This window comes from Paenarthrobacter nicotinovorans (assembly GCF_021919345.1).
GTDB lineage: Bacteria > Actinomycetota > Actinomycetes > Actinomycetales > Micrococcaceae > Arthrobacter > Arthrobacter nicotinovorans.
This window is the reverse complement of the sequence record NZ_CP089293.1, coordinates 3,664,306-3,682,549: the sequence shown is the minus strand read 5'-3', so window position 1 is coordinate 3,682,549 and position 18,244 is coordinate 3,664,306. Positions and strand designations below refer to the sequence as shown.

Here is an 18,244-nt window from a genome sequence, read left to right as displayed (position 1 = left end):
GTAGCTAGACGGTCAGGTCCTTGCCCTTCGTCTCCGGGATGGAGACAGCGAACGTGATACCCACCAGCAGCAGGATCACGGCGTACACATTGAAGAGGTAGCCCTGTCCGATGGTGCCGAGCCAGGTCTGCAGGTACGGGGCCGTGCCACCGAAGACCGCCACGCAGATGGAGTACGGAACGCCGACGCCGATGGTGCGGATGTGGGTCGGGAACAGTTCGGCGTACACGGCAGGGACGATCGCTGCGCTGCCGGCGATGAAGAACAGCATCACGGACATCGACACCGCCAACTGCCACGGCGAGTCCTTGAGCAGCCACGTCATGGGGAAGTGCAGCAAAGCAGCGCCAGCGGAGGAGGCGATCAGCACCGGCTTGCGTCCGATCCGGTCCGACATTTTGCCCCAGAACGGCAGCGCCGCGATGAACACCACGTTGGCAATGACGCCGGCCCACAGTGCCGCGCCGCGGTCCATCTTCAACGAGGTTGCGGCGTAGCTCGGTGCCACGACGCCCCAGATGTAGTAGACAACCGTCAGGCCAACGGTGAGGCCGATGACCTGCAGGGCCTGCTTGCGGTACTTGACGATCTGCGGCCAGATGGCCAGGCGCTTCTCCTGCGGAGCTTCGGCCTCAAACGCTTCGGTTTCCTTCATCTTGGCCCGCATGAACAGTGCGTAAATGCCCAGTGCGCCGCCGATCAGGAACGGGATGCGCCAACCCCAGGCGCTCATGTCGCCCTTGCTCAGGACAGCGGTGAGGATGGCGCCCAGCAGCGTCCCGGCCAGGATTCCGGCGGTGCCGGAGGTGTAGATGAGGGTCGCCCAGAAGCCTCGGTGTTCCTTGGGTGCCATCTCGGACAGGTACGTTTGCGACGACGGCAGCTCGCCACCGTGGGCGAGGCCCTGGATGAGCCGGGCGACCAGCAACATCACCGAGGCGAAGGCGCCGACCGATTCGAACGTGGGCGCGACACCGATCAGCAGGCTGCCCACAGCTCCGAGTGCCACAGCGACGGTCATGGACGTCTTGCGGCCGATCCTGTCACCGATCCAGCCGAACACGAACCCGCCGAACGGCCGGGCAACGAACCCGACGGCGAAGATCGCCAACGTGGACAGCACGGCTGAGGTGGGGTCGGCGCTGCTGAACAACGCGCTCGCGATGAACGGCGAGAACGTGGCGTAGATGGCCCAGTCGTACCACTCGACGGCGTTGCCGATGCCGGTGCCGACCAATGTCCGCACATGCGACTTGTGGGCCTTGACGTCCGTGGACGTTCCAACGGTGGTGGTCATGTGATTCTCCAAGGGGGTGGGGAGGCTAGTTGCCGGAGAGGGTTGCGATGCGGGATACGGCGAGCTCTGCATACAGCGCTGCACCGTCGGTGAGGACGCCGTCGTCGAACGTGGCGTAAGGGGAGTGGTTGAACGGCGACGTCGTGTGGTCGGCTCCGGGAGCGACGGCACTGAGGCCCACGAACGTGCCGGGGACTTCGGCGAGGACGCGGGAGAAGTCCTCCGAACCGCTCAGGGGAGTGGCCATGCGGGTGTACCGGGACTCGCCGAACATCCCGGCGATGACCTTTTCGGCGGTGGCGGTCTCGTCGTCGTTGTTGATGGTGAGGGGGTATTCCTCCTGGTAATGCACGTCAGCCTCCAGGCCGTGGGCTGCGGCAATACCGTGCAGCAGCCGGGGTACTGCTTCCATCATCTTCCGGCGGGACTCCTCGGAGAAGGTCCGGATGGTGGCTTCGATCCGGGCGGTCTCGGGAATCACGTTGCGCTTGGTTCCGGCGTGCAGGACGCCGACGGTCAGGACGACGGGGTCGAACATGTTGAACTGCCGCGTGACCATCACCTGCAGTGCGGTGACCATTTCGGCGGCGGCTGTGACGGGATCCTTGGCGGAGTGGGGCGCTGAACCGTGGCCCCCCGCGCCCAGCACGGTCACCACGAGGCCGTCCGAGGAGCTGAGCATGACTCCGGGTTTGGTGACGAACTGCCCGTGCGGCTCCAGTGAGGAGAAGACGTGCATCCCGTAGGCGGTGTCCGCGCGTCGGCCCGCGGCGTCCAGGACGCCCTCCTTGATCATGTAGCTGGCACCGTCGAAGCCTTCTTCGCCCGGCTGGAACATCAGGATGACGTCGCCGGCCAGTTGCTCCCTGCGCTCGGCCAGGAGGGTGGCAGCGCCGGCGAGCATGGAGGTGTGAAGGTCGTGGCCGCAGGCGTGCATCGCGCCGTCCACGCGGGAGGTGTAGTCAACGCCGGTGTTCTCCTGCACGGGGAGACCATCCATGTCGGCGCGCAGGAGGACCACGGGCTTCTCAGCCGAAGCGTGGGCCGCACCTCCCCGCAGTACTGCGGTGACCGACGTCGTTTCCTTCCCCAGGGTGATCTCGTACGGAAGTCCGTCCAGCGCCTTGAGCACTTTCTCCTGCGTGCGGGGGAGCTGCAATCCGATCTCCGGTTCGCGGTGGAGGTCGTGGCGGAGGCGGACGATGTCCCCTTGCAGTTCTTTGGCGTCGGCGGCGAGTGTCATGAAGTCTCCTGATCCATAAGGTGATGTGTTCCTTATGCCATTTTGTGGTGACCTGCTTCACATGCTTGAAAACAACTGTAAATATGCATTCTTCTGGTTGCAACACACGATTCATGCACGCTTCTGGGAGAATCAGCTCATGGAACTCAGCGAAGAAGATCTGCGTTTGGTCAACGCCTTGCAGATATCGCCCCGGATCAGTTGGTCCGACGCCGGCAGCGTCCTGGGCGTCCACGCCACCACCCTGGCAGCCCGCTGGGACCGCCTGAGGGCTGCGGGCGCTGCCTGGACCACGGCGCATCTGATGGGCGACCCCAAGGACATGTGCTTGGCCATGGTGGACATCGACTGCGAAATGCACCTCAGGCCCGAGGTGACCGCCGCCGTCGCGCAACTGCCCGAGGTCATCACAGTGGAAGAGGCTGCCAGCAACCGCGACCTGACGCTGACGGTCATCACCCAGGACCTGGAACAGTTCAGCACGCAGGTGTTGCCTCGGCTCAAGGAAGTACGGGGACTCACGAAGTACCACACGGCTCTCTGTACGCGGATCCACACCAGCGGCTACGCGTGGCGGCTCAATGTGCTCAGCAAGGCGGAACAGCAGGCATTGCGGTCGCTGGCGGGACCTGAATCCGCCAACCCGTCTTCTCCCGACACCGTCGTGGCGCCCTTGCCGGAGACACACCTGGCGATCATCCCGTTCCTCGCCCGGGACGGCCGCGCCACTGCGGCCGAGATCGCCCGGGCGCTGGACCGGAATCCAGCCACTGTGCAGCGCCAACTGGGACGCGTCCTGGCCAGCCGCATGCTGTCCTTCCGCTGCGAAATAGCCCAGCAGTACTCAGGCTTCCCCATCACCGTCCAATGGTTCGCCAATGTCCCGGCAGGTCAGCACGAGGCCGCAGCCACCGAGCTCAGGGCCATCCGCAACATCCGCTTCTCCGCATCCACCACGGGGCGCACCAACTTCACCATGATCATGTGGCTGCGCTCGCTGGCGGATGTCATGGAAATGGAGCTCACCATCCAGCAGCGGATCCCCGGCATTGAGTTGGTGGAAAGCGTGGTGATGCTCAATACGGCAAAACGGGTGGGGTGGATGCTGAACCCGGACTCGACCGCCACGGGAACAGTCGTACCGCCCTACGGAGACCTGCTGCCGGAGGGCGCCTAAGCCCGCTTCGTGGCCCTCAGGACAGTGTCCAGGGTGGTGCCCGATTCACCGCTGGGACCCGAAACCGTCCGCGCCCGGTCTGTCAGCACATGGACGAACCACGGCTCGGTATCTAGCCGCAGGGCACCCGCCAGCTGCTCCGGAGTGAAGAAAAGCCCGGCCTCGTGGTGGTGCTGGCTCCAGGACGGCAGGCCGTGCGGGTGATGCCCCACCACCAGCAATGTCCCGCCAGGCGCCACAGCCCCGGCGGCCGAGGTGACCGAATCACGCCACGGCAGCAGGGGCGAATGCAGGAACTGTGCCGAGACCAGATCGAAGTCCGGCTGCGGCTCCCATTCCGTCAGGTCCTGCTGTTGCCACGTGATCCGGTCAGCGACGCCCGCTTCCTCGGCGTGCGCGGCCGCGCGTTCAAGGGCGACGGCGGACACGTCCAGGGCGGTAACCGTCCAGCCCTGCTTCGCGAGCCAGATAGCGTCCCCGCCTTCCCCGCAGCCCAAATCGAGGGCCTTGCCGGGCTTCAGGTCCTTGGCTTCGGCCACTAACTGCGGGTTCGGATTCCCGCTCCAGATCTTCGGCCGCTCCCGATACATGCCGTCCCACATGTCCACGGCGTTGTCCGCATCCTTATGGAGGTTCAAGCCACCTTGCTGGGCGCCTTCGTGGGTGGGTTGGCCGTGCTGGTGGGTGCCGCCGTCGTGCGTGTGTTCAGTCATGACCCAAGCGTGCCAAGAGGCTGCAGCGGAAGGCAATGCCGTTTGCTGTTTCGGCAAAGCCGGTAGCCAGTTTGGCCCGGAAGTCAGTTTGGCTAGTCCGGCAGCATCCACCGTTGTGCCCCCGCGCCCGACGCGCCGAGTTCGTCCGACGGGTTCTGGAGCGTGCACGATTTCAAGCTCAGGCAACCGCAGCCAATGCACCCGTCGAGGTCGTTGCGCAGGTGCTGCAAGGCCGCGATCCGTTGGTCGAGTTCCTCCCGCCAGCGCAACGACAGCCTGCTCCAATCCCTCTTGGTGGGCGTGCGGCCTTCGGGCAACGAGTTCAGCGCCTCCCGGATGTCCTTGAGCGGCAGTCCCACCCGTTGCGAGGTCTTGATGAACGCGACGCGCCGGAGTGTGTCACGCCGGTACCGCCGTTGGTTGCCTGCTGTCCGCTCGGCTTCGATAAGCCCGTTGCGTTCGTAGAAATGAAGGGCCGACGGCGACACTCCGCTGCGCTCGGAGAGCTCACCAATGGTCAGTGGCCGGTGGGCGGGGGCGGTGGGCATGGACCTTCTTCCGGTAGGGGTGTGCTGGATTGACCTCAACATTAGTTGAGGTTCTAGGCTGGCGTCCATGACCTCAGACACCTCAACGGCCGGAATCCTGGGCCGTCCCTATCTTCTTGCCACCGTGGGGGCCTGCGCGCTGGTATTTCTCAGCGCGTTCGAGTCCCTCGCAGTGACAACCATCATGCCGCTCGTGAGCCGGGACCTGGACGGAGCCAGCCTCTACGCGCTTGCCTTCGCCGGACCACTGGCTACTGGCGTGATGGGCATGGTGGCGGCCGGCAACTGGTCCGACCGTCGGGGGCCGGCGGCGCCCCTGTACTCCTCGGTGGCACTGTTCGTTGCCGGCCTGCTGATCGCCGGCATGGCCGGAACCATGGAGATCCTGGTGCTCGGGCGCTTGGTACAGGGTCTGGGCGGCGGCGCGATGACCGTCGCCCTCTACGTGCTGGTGGCCCGTGTGTACCCACCCGAGCTGCACCCGAAAATCTTTGCCGCCTTCGCCGCGTCCTGGGTGGTCCCGTCGCTCGTTGGTCCGTTCGCCGCAGGTGTCGTGGCCCAGTTGAGCAGCTGGCACTGGGTCTTCCTGGGTGTCGTGGGCCTGGTGGTGCCAGCGCTGCTGATGGTGGTGCCGGCAGTCCGGGGCATGTCGTCCGAGCCTCCCGCCGAAACGGTTCCGTGGGCTTTCGGGCGCATGGGATGGGCAGCGCTCGCAGCTGTTGCCGTCCTCGGCCTGAACCTCTCCGCTGAGGTGCCGGGAGTTGGTGGGGTGATTGCCGTCGTCGCGCTGGTCCTTGCCGTGGTGGCTGTCCGGCCGCTGGTGCCGCGCGGGACACTGACCGCCCGGCGGGGACTGCCCAGTGTGATCCTGGTCCGGGGCCTGGCGTCGGCGGCGTTCTTCGGGGCCGAGGTCTACCTGCCGTACCTCCTGACCGAACGCTATTCATTCACGCCCACGTTTGCCGGGCTGACCCTGACCGGTGCGGCACTGGCGTGGGCCGGGGCGTCGGCGATCCAGGGGCGGCTTGGCACCCGCTTGGCTGATGACCTCGCCATCAAGATCGGTGCCTTGCTGGTGCTGGTGGCCATTGTCCTCACCCTCGTGACGGCCGCGCTGGCGCTGTCCGCCGCCGTTGCTATTGGCGGGTGGATCCTTGCCGGCGGCGGGATGGGACTGATGTACCCGCGCTTGTCCGTCATGACGTTGGCGCTGTCCACCGAGGAGAACCAGGGCTTCAACAGTGCGGCCATGTCCATCTCCGACTCCCTCGGTGGTGCGCTGTCCCTCGCCGCTACAGGACTGGTCTTCGCGGCATTTACGACGACGAACCCGTTTGCGGCGGTCTTCGCACTTACGGCGGTGATCGCCGTCGTCGGGGTTCTGATGGCGCCGAGGGTCGCCGCCCGCGCGGCCGCAACCAAGTCCCCGAACGCCGAACCGGAGCTCTCGCACCACGCCTGACCCGTTGTGGGGCCCGCTTTGCGCGCTTTGCAGGCCCCGAAGCACGCATAGCAGGCCCCGCAACGCCGGGCGATGCAAGGTTCCACCCCCATCGCTGCTAAGCTAGGAACACTTGATGTGCGGTGACGCCCTGAAGCAGGTGGCCTGAAAGGCTGCGCGACGGGGCATTTTTCATGTGAGAGGCACATCCTGCGTCGATGAACGCGTTCTATTTGGTCCCGGCCACCGCTGTTGCAGCGAACCGGTAGACCACCTGACTTTTCCTCGGCGAACCCCTGGCCCAACCGGCGTCGGGGGCCGATGTCCGCAACTGGACACCGCCCGAAAGACATGAAGTTTATGACTACTTTTGCTGCCCTTGGCACGCCCAAGGCCATTGCTGATTCCCTCGCTGCAGACGGCATCGAAGAGGCATTCCCCATCCAGGTGAAGACCCTCCCGGACACCCTCGCAGGCCGCGACGTCCTGGGCCGTGGCCGCACCGGCTCCGGCAAGACCATCGCTTTCGCCATCCCGCTCGTGGCCCGCTTGGCCGAGCGCGAAGCCAAGCATTTCCGCAAGCCCGGCCGCCCCATGGGCCTGGTCCTTGCACCGACGCGTGAACTGGCAACCCAGATCAACGCCACCATCGAACCGCTGGCCAAGGCCATGGGCCTGAACACCACGGTCATCTACGGCGGCATCTCCCAGGCACGCCAGGAGAAGGCGCTGCGCGCCGGCGTCGACATCGTCATCGCCTGCCCGGGCCGTCTCGAAGACCTGATCCGCCAGCGCATCCTGACCCTCGAAGCCGTTGAGGTCACCGTGCTGGACGAGGCCGACCACATGGCCGACCTCGGCTTCCTCCCGGTGGTCAAGAAGCTCATGGACATGACCCCCACCCAGGGTCAGCGCCTTCTCTTCTCCGCGACGCTGGACAACGGTGTTGACAAGCTGGTCAACCGTTACCTGTCCAACCCGCTGACACACTCCGTGGACGATCCCCAGGCCGCTGTCACCACCATGGAACACCACGTCCTGGTGGTCAACGACCAGACCGTCAAGAAGCAGCTCATTGTTGAACTGGCCTCCGGCGCCGGCCGCCGCGTCCTCTTCATGCGGACCAAGCACCACGCCCGCAAGCTTGCCAAGACCCTCACCGACGCCGGCATCCCCGCCGTCGACCTGCATGGCAACCTGTCGCAGAACGCCCGCGACCGCAACCTTGCCGAGTTCTCCAACGGTGACGTCCGCGTCCTGGTGGCAACCGACGTCGCAGCCCGCGGCGTGCACGTTGACGACGTCGAACTCGTCATCCACGTGGACCCGCCCACAGAGCACAAGGCATACCTGCACCGCTCCGGCCGTACGGCCCGCGCAGGTTCCGATGGCACCGTGGTCACGCTGACCCTTCCGGAGCAGCAGAGCGACGTCAAGAAGCTCATGAAGGCTGCCGGCGTTGACGTTTCGTTTGAGCGCGTCACTGCCAACTCGCCGTTGGTTGCCGACCTCGTTGGCGAAATCGCCGACAAGGTCGATCCCCGCACCCGTGCAGCACTCCTCGCGGCGAAAGCCCCGCAGGGTGGCGGCACGTCCACCGGCGCGAACGCACAGCGCAAGCGTGCACGCCGTTCCACGCAGGCTGCTCCCACGGCCGGCGGCCGTGGTGGTCGCAACGGACGCGGAAAGGTCGCGGCTGAGCCGGTTCGCACCGACGTCAACCGCGCCGAGCGTCGCGCAGCAATGAACGACGACGTCGCCCGCAGCTCACGTGGCCGCGGCAAGTCCGGCGCCACTCACCGCAACGACGTCCCGGGCTCGCAGGGCCAGGGCGGCCGCAGTGGTCGTCCGGCTACCGGCCAGCGCGCAGCTTCGGCTCCTCGCACGGCATCCACTACTTCTACGCGTACCGGTGGGAACAAGGCCGTATGGTCCTCCGCTACGGGCGCTACGTCCGGTGGATCCTACGGTTCGGGTTCCGGCAACTCCGGTCGCGGTGGATCCGGCGCAGGCCGTCCGGCACGCAGCGGTCCCCGCCGCGCTTCGGCTCCTGCTTCGAACGAGCGCCGCGGCCGCTAACCTCCCGTTGTGAGGCCCGCTCTACGCGCTTTCCGCAAGGAATAGAGCGCAGAGCAGGCCCCGCAACTCCAGGTGCTACCAGCCCCGGGCGCGCCACTCCTCAAGGTGTGGCCGCTCGGCTCCGAGGGTCGTGGGCAATCCATGGCCCGGGTGCACCAGGGTATCGTCCGGATAGGCGTCGAACAGTCGTTCCGACACGTCGTTCAACAGAGAAGTGAAGCGTGCAGGATCTTTCTGTGTGTTGCCGACGCCTCCCGGAAACAGCGAGTCTCCACTGAAAATGTGGGCCGGCCCGTCCGGGTCCTGGTACACGAAGGCGATCGAGCCAGGGGTATGTCCACGCAGGTGGACCGCCGTGAGCTCGATGTCGTCGAACCGCTCAACGTCGCCGTGACCAAGCCGGACATCCACCGGAACCGGCAACGCATCGGCGTCGTCCGCTCCCGCTGACGTGGTGGCCCCGGTGACTTCCACCAGCTCCGCCAGCGCACGGACGTGATCCCAGTGCTGGTGGGTGGTTGCTATCCGGACCAGCTTGGTGGGCTCGGCCGAATCGCCCGCGGACTCCGACAGAAGCTGCTGGATGGCTGGAAGGTCGTCGGCGGCGTCGATCAACACCTGCGCACCTGTGGACTTTGACGTCAACAGGTACACGTTGTTGTTCATCTCGCTGACCGAAATGCTGCGAATGGTGACGTCACGTAGTGAGTGAATAAGCGAATCCATTCGTTCAGCCTACGTTCTTGGCTTCGCGGCCCTGCGAGACCCAGTTGGGGTCGGCGGAGCGTGAACCCACGACGGCGGCAGCGGCTTGGTCGAGCACCTCAAGGTGCGCTGTTCCCAGTTGCAGGGACAGTGCGCCGAGATTCTCGTCGATCCGGTACGTCTTGCGCGTGCCGGGGATGGGGACCACCGAAATCCCGAGGCGCTGACCTTGGGCGAAAAGCCAAGCCAGGGCTACCTGGGCAGGAGTTGCATCCAGCCCACTGGCTACCTCGCGAACCGCGGCTACAACGGCCTGGTTTGCATCAAGTGCCTCGTCGCCAAAACGGGGGATCTTATGGCGGAAGTCATTTTCGCCAAGATCGCCCGCGCTGACGGTTCCCGTAAGGAACCCGCGGCCCAGCGGCGAATAGGGCACAAACCCTACGCCAAGCTCCTTGGCTGCAGGAACAACGTTGAGCTCAACATCCCTGCTCCAGATTGACCATTCACTCTGGACCGCGGCAATGGGATGGACGGCGTTGGCCTGCCTGAGCTCCTCGGCTGTCACTTCCGACAAGCCGAGGTGCCGGACCTTGCCCTCACGGACCAGCTCCGCCATTGCCTCCACGGTTTCCACTATCGGAACGCGGAGGTCACGGCGATGCATGTAGTAGAGGTCAATGACGTCAGTGTCCAAGCGGCGGAGGCTCGCTTCCGCCGCTTGCCTGACGTACGGTGCATCCCCGCGGACTCCCGTGTATCCGTCCGCGGGGTTGCCCTCAATTCCAAACTTCGTGGCTACATGGATCTCGTCGCGGCGCTCCTTCAGGAGCCTGCCCACGAGTTCCTCGTTGCTGCCCGCGCCATACACATCTGCGGTGTCGATGAACGTGATGCCCGCGTCCACGGCGTGCCTGAGTGTTTGCAGGCCTTCCTCCGGGTCGATCCCGCCATAGACCGGGGTCAGGGCCATTCCGCCGAAACCGAGGGGGCTGACCGTGAGGCCATCTCCGAGCTGAACTGCAGTCATGAACGTCTCCAATGCGTGTTTGGGTGCTCTTGAAGGCGTGAACCCGATGGCGCGCTGGGGTATTCCTGCGATTTCTGCGAGCACCGCCTGGCCTCGCGTGGCCTTGCCTGGCTGATTCGATGGTTCGCTGCACAGTGTGCCGTGCGAGCGGCATGGTGTGCAGCGAACCATCGAAACAGGGCGCCAGGGAGCGGGCGCTACTCGGGCTTGGCTACGGCTTTCTCTGCGGGCAGCGCCTTCAGGCCGGCGGCACAGCCCACGATTCCGGCGATAAAGAGGAGTTTCAGCGGGCTTGCCGATTCGACGCCCGTGATCATGGCCCAGCCAACGGTCAGCGCCGCGCCGATACCCACCCATACCGCGTAAGCCGTGCCAAGGGGGATGCGCTTCACCGCGATACCCAGTCCCAGCATGCTCAATACTGCGGTGACGGCGAAGACCAGTGTGGGCATGAGTTGCGTGAAGCCATTGGAGAGCCCCAAAGCGGTGGCCCACACGGCTTCGAGGACCGCCGACGCCAGGAGGATAGCCCAGAAGATTCCGTTACCGGTGTTCTTGGTTTTTGTCGTCATGGCTATGCCACCACCTTCAGGCCGACCACACATACGCCGATGCCTGCAAGCAGAAGCAGCCGGGCCGTCGTCGCGCGTTCAACTTTGGTGACCATCGCGTAAGCCGCGGTGAGCACCACACCCACCCCCACCCACACGGCGTAGGCCGTGCCCGTTGGGATGGATTGCATTGCGATGGCCAGCCCGCCCATGCTCGCAGTGACTGCGACCAGGAAAACGACTGTTGGGACGGGTTTACGGAAGCCCTTGGAACGGTGCAGAGCTGCGGCCCAGACGGCCTCGAGTGCACCGGAAAGAATGAGAATTATCCACGACATGACATTTCCTTTGGCCAGTCTTGTCGCGTGCCGGGTACTGAACCGTCGTCCGGAGGTTCCAGAGCGGAACCTTCATTTCAGGCTAGCAACTCCGGCGCGGGGTGGCCACTTCTGGTGGTTAACGTCACCAGATCAGGCGTCAGTCGGCTCCACATGGTCGATCGAGATCACTGCGATAAAGCCCCGCCCGGAGATCTCAGGGCTGCGGGTATCCGAACCCACGACGGCGTCATAGCGAGCCAACTCGACAGGTTCCCCGGGGCTGGTTGCCGGAGCGCCGCCGTCGGACTCTTCCTCCACAGCCGGCTCTTCCTCGACTCCGGCGCCGGGCGCAACTGTCGCCTTGCCCTCCAGCAGAACAGCCAACTGCCCCTCGAACACCGGGTGAGCCCGTTTCTTGGAGATCTCAACGATCGACGTGTAGCCCTTGAACGCGCCTTCGCGGGCGATGACGTTCAAGTCCCGGATATCGCCGGTGGGGAGGGTCGCCGAGGATGCGGCCTCGCCGGAGAAACGGAACGGACGGTATTTCTCGAGCGGGTGCTCGGAGCCGTCCACGGTGAGGAGCAGCAGTTCGCCGTCGATGATGGTGATGACCCGCTCCATGCCCGGGAAAACGGAGAATTCTCCGGCTTTGGAGACGTCGGCGATGCTGACACGCCAATCCCAGGCACCGTCCTGCGCAGAGGCTGCCTGCGGGTGGCTCGCGAGTTCGCGCGTCACCCCGCCGCCATTGCGCCACGGTTCGGGACGGATGTCAGCAAAACGGATAATCTCCATCCGACCAGCCTAATGGTGGACGCAGGTTCTCCGATGGCAACGCGGCTTGCTAACGTCATATGTGGAAAACGTTGTTCGGGTAGTGAGGGAGGCGCTGGATGTTCGTCAAAGTATGCGGCTTGAGCACGCCCGAATCAGTACGTGAAGCCGTCGACGCCGGTGCTGACGCCGTCGGTTTCGTCCTCACCACCAGCCCGCGGGAGGTCAACCCGGACCAGGTTCGTATCCTGCTCCCGCTGGTGCCCGCCGGGGTTCATGCCGTGGGTGTTTTCCGGCATGAAGCCGCCGCCGATGCCGTGGCGACGGCCCGCGCGTCAGGACTTTCGTGGGTGCAGCTGCACGGTCGCCGTACTGCGGACGACGTCAAAACAGTGCACGACGCCGGCATGCGGCTCATCCGTGCCGTCACCATGGGTGCCTCCCAGGACGAGTTCGCGGATCTGGGCGAAGACGTGTTCCTGATCGACGCCGCAGTGCCGGGGTCGGGGGAGTCCTGGGACTACGCCTCAGTGCGTGAGAAGGAGCTCGAGGGCCGGGCGTGGTTGCTCGCCGGTGGTTTGGAACCCGGCAACGTGGCCTTCGCCGCAGCCGCTGCCGGCGCTTGGGGAGTGGACGTTTCCTCCGGTGTCGAGTCTTCGCGGGGTGTGAAGGACCTGGCTAAGATCCGCGCCTTCGTCACTGCCGCCAAAGCCTGACCCTCCCTCACATCCCTAGGGTTTCAACCGGTCCCTTCCTCTCATCCCGCGTGTTTGAACTGGACGCTTCTTCACGTTCCGGGTGTTTGAACGGGATGCTCCCTCACATCCCGCGTGTTTGAACCGATCCCTTCTTCTCATCCCGCGTGTTTGAACCGGATCCTTTTTCACTTCCCGGGTGTTTCGGCCGGACGATTCCTCACATCCAGGGCGCTTCGGTAGGGGTGTGAGTGAGGGTTGGTGGGAAGGGCGTGGGATGTGGGTGAGGGTTGGCGGGAAGGGCGTGGGGTGTGAGTGAGGGTTGGTGGGAAGGGCGTGGGGTGTGGAAGAGGGTTGGGGGGAAGCCATAGGGATGTGAGCGAGCGTCGGGTTGGGCGGCTGAAGTCAGGGAAGATTCAGGGCAGACCCCTAGGCATTTTGTCAGCCCCGCAGGAGAGAATGAGGACATGAAAACGATCCTTAACGTCATCTGGCTTGTCTTCGGCGGGTTCTGGTTGGCCCTGGGCTACTTCGCGGCAGGCATTATTTGCTGCGTGCTCATCGTGACCATTCCTTGGGGCATCGCTTCGTTCCGGATCGGGGCGTACTGCTTGTGGCCCTTCGGGCGGATGGTGGTTGAGAAGCCGGGCGGCACAGGGGTCTTCGCGCTCCTGGGCAACGTCATCTGGTTGCTGGTGGCGGGTATCTGGATTGCCATCGGTCACGTGGTCACCGCGTTTGCCATGGCCATCACCATCATTGGGATTCCGCTGGCTATCGCCAACCTGAAGTTGATCCCGGTGTCGCTGATGCCGCTCGGCAAGCAGATTGTGCCCACCAACCAGCCGTTCGTCAGCACCTACCGCTAAGGTGCGGCCCCGCTAGGACGCAACAACCGCCCCGGTGCGCAGATCGAAACGGAACGTCCGCTCCACACGCACGCTCCCGCCGTCGGCCTCCACCGTGAAGGCGAGTTCCAGCGTGCTGTGCTCGAGGTCCGACGCCGTAATGGTGTAGGTCGGCGTGAAGTAGAGGACATGCTCGCCGGGTAACAGGTCCGCGGGCGGGAAACCGCCCGCGTTCTGGTGCGGTCCGCGAAGTACGACGCCGGCAGCCGGCTCAGTGCCTCCGTTGCGGACCCGTCCGGTGAAGGCAAGGATGTCCCCGGCTTTGTAGCCGGGGACGATGGGTCCGTAGTTGAGGTCCTGGGCTTCCCGGGTGCCGAGAACCTGGTCTCCGGCGTAGCCCTGCCCGATTTCTTTCCACGTTTGGACATCCCATTGGCCGTCGCTGTTGGACGGGATCACGTGGAAGTCGCCGGCGTTCTGCCACACGGCGGGCCGGCCTGGGGTGATGGACCGCAGTTCCATGTCGAAGACCAGGCCCGTGGGCCCAGGCATAACCCAGGGTGAAGCGGAGAGTTGCCCCGCCAGCTGCTCGGCAGGAATGGACGCGAACACAATCTCCCGGTACCCCTGCCGTTCATAGAGAACCCCGATATTCCCGTTCGGCAGCCGCGCCACGGTGGAGTAGGCCGAGCTTCCCGGGCACAGCAGCAGCTTTGCCGGCCAGGTGGCGCCGTTGTCGGGGGAGAGACTCAGCATGGTGTTCCGACGCAGATGAGGGTCCTGGTTGTTGCTCGCCAGCAGCCAGGATGAAGTCTCCGGCGCCGCGAAGGTACCATGCGGCTGACCATCGAAGCGCGTCAGGGACCCGTTGTCGCTGGGATCCGGCAGGTCCGGAACAGGCTGCAGCGGGCTCCACGTTTGGCCGCCGTCCTCGGACACTGCAGCCAAGCGGCAGGGCGTGGCCCGTGAATGCAGGAGCAACCGGCCATCGTCCAAGCACACTACTTTGTTCTCGTTCGGCCCCACGCCTGAGGTACCCGGACCGATCAGCTCGCCCAAAGTCCAGGTCTCACCATGATCGTCGCTGAACGCAGACGCGGCCGTGATGGCACCGTCCACCAGCAACACAAACTGTTGCACCAACCGGCCCGCAAAAGGTCCGGTGTGGATCTGGATTCCCTGTCCGGCGGCGGCGAACAGGCCAGTGACAGCGCCGTGCTTAAGTTGCGCGGTGAGCCGGCGGTGCTGCCAGGTGTCGCCGTCGTCGTCTGAATAACTGAGGTCCGCGTGCTGCACGTCGTCATCCGGCTCCAATCCGGCAACTGCTTCAAAGAAACCTGCGTGGGTCCCGGCGGCATGGAACATGAAGATGCGCCCGGTGTCGGAGTCCACCAGCAGGCTTGGATCGCCGAAGCCGTGGAGTCCCGAACCGGTGCGAACCAGCTGCTGTGGCTCCCACGTGACTCCGTTGTCGTAGCTGCGGCGCAGGAGGAGATCGATGGGATTGGGGAGGTCGTCCAGGTTGGGCCTGCCGTCATAGGCGGCTAAAAGAGTGCCCCGGGTGCTGATAGCAAGGGCGGGGATGCGGTATTGCCGGTAGCCGCCCACGCCGCGCACAGCCAGGACGTGCTCTACATCGGGGACGGCTAGGGGAACCGATGAGCGGGAAGGGTCCAAGAGGTAGGAGGTCACACCTCTATGCTAGCTGGACGCCAACACTCCCCGATAGGCACCGTCCTGCAAGAGAGCAATTGCGGAACCTGCGTCCAGCTCCGCCGCGATGACGACATCACCCGCAAAACCGGCGTCGATCAGTTCCCGGCCACTGGAACATCCCCGCAGAATGCCCGCAAGATGCGGTTCCGCAGCATCGAAGGCGGCAGCAGCAGCGGCCGCTTCCGGGGAAAAGTTGTGACGCCCGGCAGCCGCGAGTCCGGCAATGAACGCCCCGGCTCCAAGTTCGTCCTCCAACGCCGGCCGCAGGCTACCGTTGCCCCACTTCTCACCCGCAGCGATGACGGCAATAACGGCACCATGAGGCAGTGTGGCCTGCACCCAATCGGCCGTGGCAGCAGCGTTGCGCAGTGAAACGGCCACCACCTGACGGGCTGAACCGGCCACTTCATGGCTGATGGTGGACCCGTTGGGGGAGGGCAGAACGACCCGGTCGAGTACCGGCGCAGCACTGAGGCTCACGGGCGACAAGCTCAGCCCTTCCGAACCCCGCGGCCCCGCCAATGCGGCCCGGTGGCGGGCCGCGAACTCGCTTGCACCCGCGTCCCTCAGCGGATAGGGAAACACCACCGCCCCGCGATCCACCGCGACGCTCACGCACGTCGTGAACGACAGGACGTCAACCACCACCGCAAGGTCAGCGCCCGGCACTACCGCGCGGGCGCCGTCGAGCCCCCATTCAAACCGGACCGAGTACGGGAGCTGCCGCTGCGGCGCTCCGGGTTCGCTGGGCACGCCGCTCACGCGAGTTCGCCCGCTAGATTCCGGCGGGCGGCGTCGAGCCAGAGGCCCTTGGCCCGTTCGCTGTGGAACAGCGGGTCCAGACTTAGCAGATGGCGTACGACGGCGGCGCGACCCTTCGCGAAGTCATCGTCGCTGACGTGGGCGTAGTCTTCGCGGACGGCGGCCAGGTAACGTGCGTAGGCATGTTCGTCGCCGCCAAGGACAGAGAGGTCGGCGTCGCAGAGGAGGGCGCCGGCATGGTCACCGGGCTCAGGGGAGTGGGTGGAAGTGAGCCTGACGAGCCGGGCCACCTCGGCCACATCGGCAGCGGCGAGGCCAGCAGCCGTGAGCCGGTCCTCGGCCAGGATGGCTGAGTCTTCCTCATCCTGACCAGCAACACCTTCATAAACGGCGTCGTGAAACCAAGCCGCCAAGGAGACGGTCCGTGCAGGCAGGGCGGGTTCTGTCAGAGTGTCCAGGGCTTCAAGAACTGCCAGGAGGTGTGTGCGGCTGTGGTATTTCCGGCCGTCCTCGCCCCACCGCTCCAACAGCTCCAGGCCCAGCTCCTCATGGCCGGGGAAGATACTGTTCCAACGCTCCATCAACGGAACTGTCAAAGCTTTACTCCGTTCCCGCGCGGGAATTCGTAGGCCGCTGGCGATGAGTTTGCGCACCAGGATCCGGGCTTCCACGGGAATGGCGCCCGCCACGATGAGATCGTTGTAGCGGCGTTCCGGGACGTCATAGTGGTCCCCGTCGAAGGCCCTCTCCGGAACCCCGGCGGCAGCCGCGAACGCATGGAGCTCATCCAGCGAAGTGTCCGAAACGAGGTGCGAAAACACGGTTCCGTGCGCGGGCCACAGGGGCGGATCGACGTAGATGGCCATGGCCAAAGTGTAGTCCCGGGCGAGCCCTCCCAGTCGCCGGCCATCGGGGGCGTCTACCGCCGTGCTTCGCCCCGGAGACGGGCTTCACTGCCCGTAGGGTCGACGGCAACCGGGAAGGAGCGCCGGTGAAAATCAGTGCTGGGCCGGCAGGATGTTCTGGTTGCCCTGGAACACGTTGTCGGGATCGAACTCACGCTTCACCAAGGACAGCCGGCGATAGTTCTGATCCCCGTAGGCCGCCATGATCCGGTCTTGCCCTTCGTCGCCGATGAAGTTCAGCCACACCCCGCCCGTTGTGTGAGGGGCGATGTCCTGCCGGAACTGCTTGACCCATGCTTTGGCTTCCTGACCTCCTTCCCGCGTCTCAGACAGCCCGAATGGATGGCTGACCCATGCTGCGCCCCGGTGCTGCAGCGGTGTGTTCGCCGCAGCCGGTCCGCCCACCGCCCCGCCCCAGCGGGCCACGAGTTGCTGTGAATGGGGGCCCGGGAGCCGCTGCGCCGAATCAACCAGCAGATCCAGCGCGTCGTCGTTGAGCTCGTTGTGGTAGTCGGCGCTCCAGTAGTTGTAATGGTCCGGTGGATCGTCGATCATGCACTGGAAGTCCGCGTACCCCATGGGCGAGACCAAGTCTACGGCGGGGCCAAGTTCGCGGAACGGCTTTGCGTGTTCCTCGCCCGCCTCAACATCGCCCGCATAGATATAGGCCATTCCGACGGCGAGCTTGCCCACCATATCTTCCGGTACGAACTCTTCCGGCGGAGCGGTGAGATACACCAAGGCTGTTCCGACGGCGTCGGGAGCTTCAAGGGCAAGGCCCCGGAAGGCGCGCGACAAGTCTTTGGCATCCTCCCCTGGGAAAAGCATGAGCCCTGCCATGACGGTGGGGCCGAGGTCGTGCAGCTTGAACGTCAGGGACGTTGCCACACCGAAGTTCCCACCGCCGCCGTGGAGTGCCCAAAACAGCTCGGGGTTTTCGTCCGGACTGGCGGTCACACGTTCGCCGGAGGCCGTGACGAGGTCTACGGAAAGCAGGTTGTCGCAGGCGAATCCGTACGAGCGTTCAAGCCACCCCGAGCCCCCGCCCAACGTGAATCCGGAGACTCCCGTGGTGGAAGCACGGCCGCCGGTAACCGCGAGGCCGTGCTGCTGTGTCGCGCGGTCGAATTCGCCCCAGGTGAGCCCGGCGCCGGCTGTCACGGTCTTAGCCTCAGTGTTGACGCTGATCGATTTCATCGGACGGACATCGATCACCAATCCGTCGTCATTGGTGGACATACCGGCCACGGAGTGCCCGCCTGAACGAACCGCCACGTCAAGGTTGTGGTTGCGTGCGTAGCTGAGAGCCTCGGCCACCTCGCCGGGATCGGAGCATTTGGCGATGACGGCAGGCCTGCGGTCGATCATCGCATTGAAGAGTTTCCGGGCCTCGTCATAGTTCGGGCTGTCCGGACGAATCCATTCCATGGGACGCTC

General features: G+C 65.1%; 18 protein-coding genes and 1 riboswitch. Of the genes, 5 read left to right on the top strand and 13 right to left on the bottom strand.

Going from position 1 to position 18,244, the window contains the following annotated elements; all coding sequences use genetic code 11:
- Window positions 1-4 precede the first annotated feature (4 nt).
- The gene (locus JMY29_RS17065; protein ID WP_079581952.1) at window positions 5-1,297 is read right to left on the bottom strand and encodes an MFS transporter; all 1,293 of its coding nucleotides are present in this window, start codon (window positions 1,295-1,297) and stop codon (window positions 5-7) included.
- 25 nt (window positions 1,298-1,322) lie between these two features.
- On the bottom strand, window positions 1,323-2,540 hold the full coding sequence (locus JMY29_RS17060; protein ID WP_189076230.1) for a M20 metallopeptidase family protein: 1,218 nt from the start codon (window positions 2,538-2,540) through the stop codon (window positions 1,323-1,325).
- Window positions 2,541-2,679: 139 nt separating this feature from the next.
- On the opposite strand from JMY29_RS17060, the gene JMY29_RS17055 reads away from it, so the two are divergent.
- A complete protein-coding gene (locus JMY29_RS17055) occupies window positions 2,680-3,717 on the top strand; it encodes an Lrp/AsnC family transcriptional regulator (RefSeq protein WP_189076229.1) in 1,038 nt (345 codons plus the stop codon).
- Here the strand turns inward: JMY29_RS17055 and JMY29_RS17050 are convergent.
- Both JMY29_RS17050 and soxR read right to left on the bottom strand, forming a co-directional pair.
- On the bottom strand, window positions 3,714-4,430 hold the full coding sequence (locus JMY29_RS17050) for an SAM-dependent methyltransferase (protein WP_370584041.1): 717 nt from the start codon (window positions 4,428-4,430) through the stop codon (window positions 3,714-3,716). The genes JMY29_RS17055 and JMY29_RS17050 overlap by 4 nt on opposite strands.
- 92 nt (window positions 4,431-4,522) lie before the next feature.
- Complete coding sequence (soxR, locus tag JMY29_RS17045) at window positions 4,523-5,047, bottom strand: redox-sensitive transcriptional activator SoxR (protein WP_082010245.1); 525 nt, start codon at window positions 5,045-5,047, stop codon at window positions 4,523-4,525.
- On the opposite strand from soxR, the gene JMY29_RS17040 reads away from it, so the two are divergent.
- Entirely contained in the window at window positions 5,046-6,440 is a 1,395-nt protein-coding gene (locus tag JMY29_RS17040) for an MFS transporter (RefSeq protein ID WP_189076227.1), read from the top strand. The two genes, soxR and JMY29_RS17040, sit on opposite strands and share 2 nt — an antisense overlap.
- A 339-nt stretch (window positions 6,441-6,779) precedes the next feature.
- On the top strand, window positions 6,780-8,498 hold the full coding sequence (locus JMY29_RS17035; protein ID WP_018778305.1) for a DEAD/DEAH box helicase: 1,719 nt from the start codon (window positions 6,780-6,782) through the stop codon (window positions 8,496-8,498).
- A 75-nt stretch (window positions 8,499-8,573) separates the two neighbouring features.
- Here the strand turns inward: JMY29_RS17035 and JMY29_RS17030 are convergent, their stop codons facing one another.
- The 5 genes from JMY29_RS17030 to JMY29_RS17010 form a co-directional block, all read right to left on the bottom strand.
- Window positions 8,574-9,224, bottom strand: coding sequence for an MBL fold metallo-hydrolase (locus JMY29_RS17030; protein WP_018778306.1), 651 nt, complete (start codon window positions 9,222-9,224; stop codon window positions 8,574-8,576).
- A 4-nt stretch (window positions 9,225-9,228) separates the two neighbouring features.
- Complete coding sequence (locus JMY29_RS17025; protein ID WP_189076226.1) at window positions 9,229-10,233, bottom strand: aldo/keto reductase; 1,005 nt, start codon at window positions 10,231-10,233, stop codon at window positions 9,229-9,231.
- A 197-nt stretch (window positions 10,234-10,430) separates the two neighbouring features.
- Window positions 10,431-10,805, bottom strand: coding sequence for a DMT family transporter (locus JMY29_RS17020; protein ID WP_039243007.1), 375 nt, complete (start codon window positions 10,803-10,805; stop codon window positions 10,431-10,433).
- Between the two features lie 2 nt (window positions 10,806-10,807).
- Complete coding sequence (locus tag JMY29_RS17015; RefSeq protein ID WP_039243006.1) at window positions 10,808-11,122, bottom strand: DMT family transporter; 315 nt, start codon at window positions 11,120-11,122, stop codon at window positions 10,808-10,810.
- 9 nt (window positions 11,123-11,131) lie between these two features.
- Window positions 11,132-11,197: riboswitch (guanidine-III (ykkC-III) riboswitch) on the bottom strand.
- A 57-nt stretch (window positions 11,198-11,254) separates the two neighbouring features.
- The gene (locus tag JMY29_RS17010) at window positions 11,255-11,902 is read right to left on the bottom strand and encodes a HutD/Ves family protein (RefSeq protein WP_189076225.1); all 648 of its coding nucleotides are present in this window, start codon (window positions 11,900-11,902) and stop codon (window positions 11,255-11,257) included.
- A 98-nt stretch (window positions 11,903-12,000) separates the two neighbouring features.
- Between JMY29_RS17010 and JMY29_RS17005 the strand changes: the two genes are divergently transcribed.
- Both JMY29_RS17005 and JMY29_RS17000 read left to right on the top strand, forming a co-directional pair.
- The gene (locus tag JMY29_RS17005; RefSeq protein WP_189076224.1) at window positions 12,001-12,597 is read left to right on the top strand and encodes a phosphoribosylanthranilate isomerase; all 597 of its coding nucleotides are present in this window, start codon (window positions 12,001-12,003) and stop codon (window positions 12,595-12,597) included.
- Between the two features lie 446 nt (window positions 12,598-13,043).
- Window positions 13,044-13,445: a YccF domain-containing protein gene (locus JMY29_RS17000; protein ID WP_018778312.1), complete on the top strand. Its 402-nt coding sequence runs from the start codon at window positions 13,044-13,046 to the stop codon at window positions 13,443-13,445.
- Window positions 13,446-13,457: 12 nt separating this feature from the next.
- Here the strand turns inward: JMY29_RS17000 and JMY29_RS16995 are convergent, their stop codons facing one another.
- The 4 genes from JMY29_RS16995 to JMY29_RS16980 all read right to left on the bottom strand — a co-directional run bounded on the left by JMY29_RS16995 (window position 13,458) and on the right by JMY29_RS16980 (window position 18,235).
- Window positions 13,458-15,116, bottom strand: coding sequence for a sialidase family protein (locus tag JMY29_RS16995; protein WP_189076223.1), 1,659 nt, complete (start codon window positions 15,114-15,116; stop codon window positions 13,458-13,460).
- Between the two features lie 9 nt (window positions 15,117-15,125).
- Window positions 15,126-15,902 (bottom strand): 2-phosphosulfolactate phosphatase, encoded by a 777-nt coding sequence (locus tag JMY29_RS16990; RefSeq protein ID WP_189076222.1) that lies wholly within the window; start codon window positions 15,900-15,902, stop codon window positions 15,126-15,128.
- Window positions 15,899-16,768: a DUF4031 domain-containing protein gene (locus tag JMY29_RS16985; protein ID WP_189076221.1), complete on the bottom strand. Its 870-nt coding sequence runs from the start codon at window positions 16,766-16,768 to the stop codon at window positions 15,899-15,901. The genes JMY29_RS16990 and JMY29_RS16985 overlap by 4 nt, the downstream gene beginning before the upstream one ends.
- A 132-nt stretch (window positions 16,769-16,900) precedes the next feature.
- The gene (locus JMY29_RS16980) at window positions 16,901-18,235 is read right to left on the bottom strand and encodes an FAD-binding oxidoreductase (RefSeq protein ID WP_189076220.1); all 1,335 of its coding nucleotides are present in this window, start codon (window positions 18,233-18,235) and stop codon (window positions 16,901-16,903) included.
- Window positions 18,236-18,244: the final 9 nt, after the last annotated feature.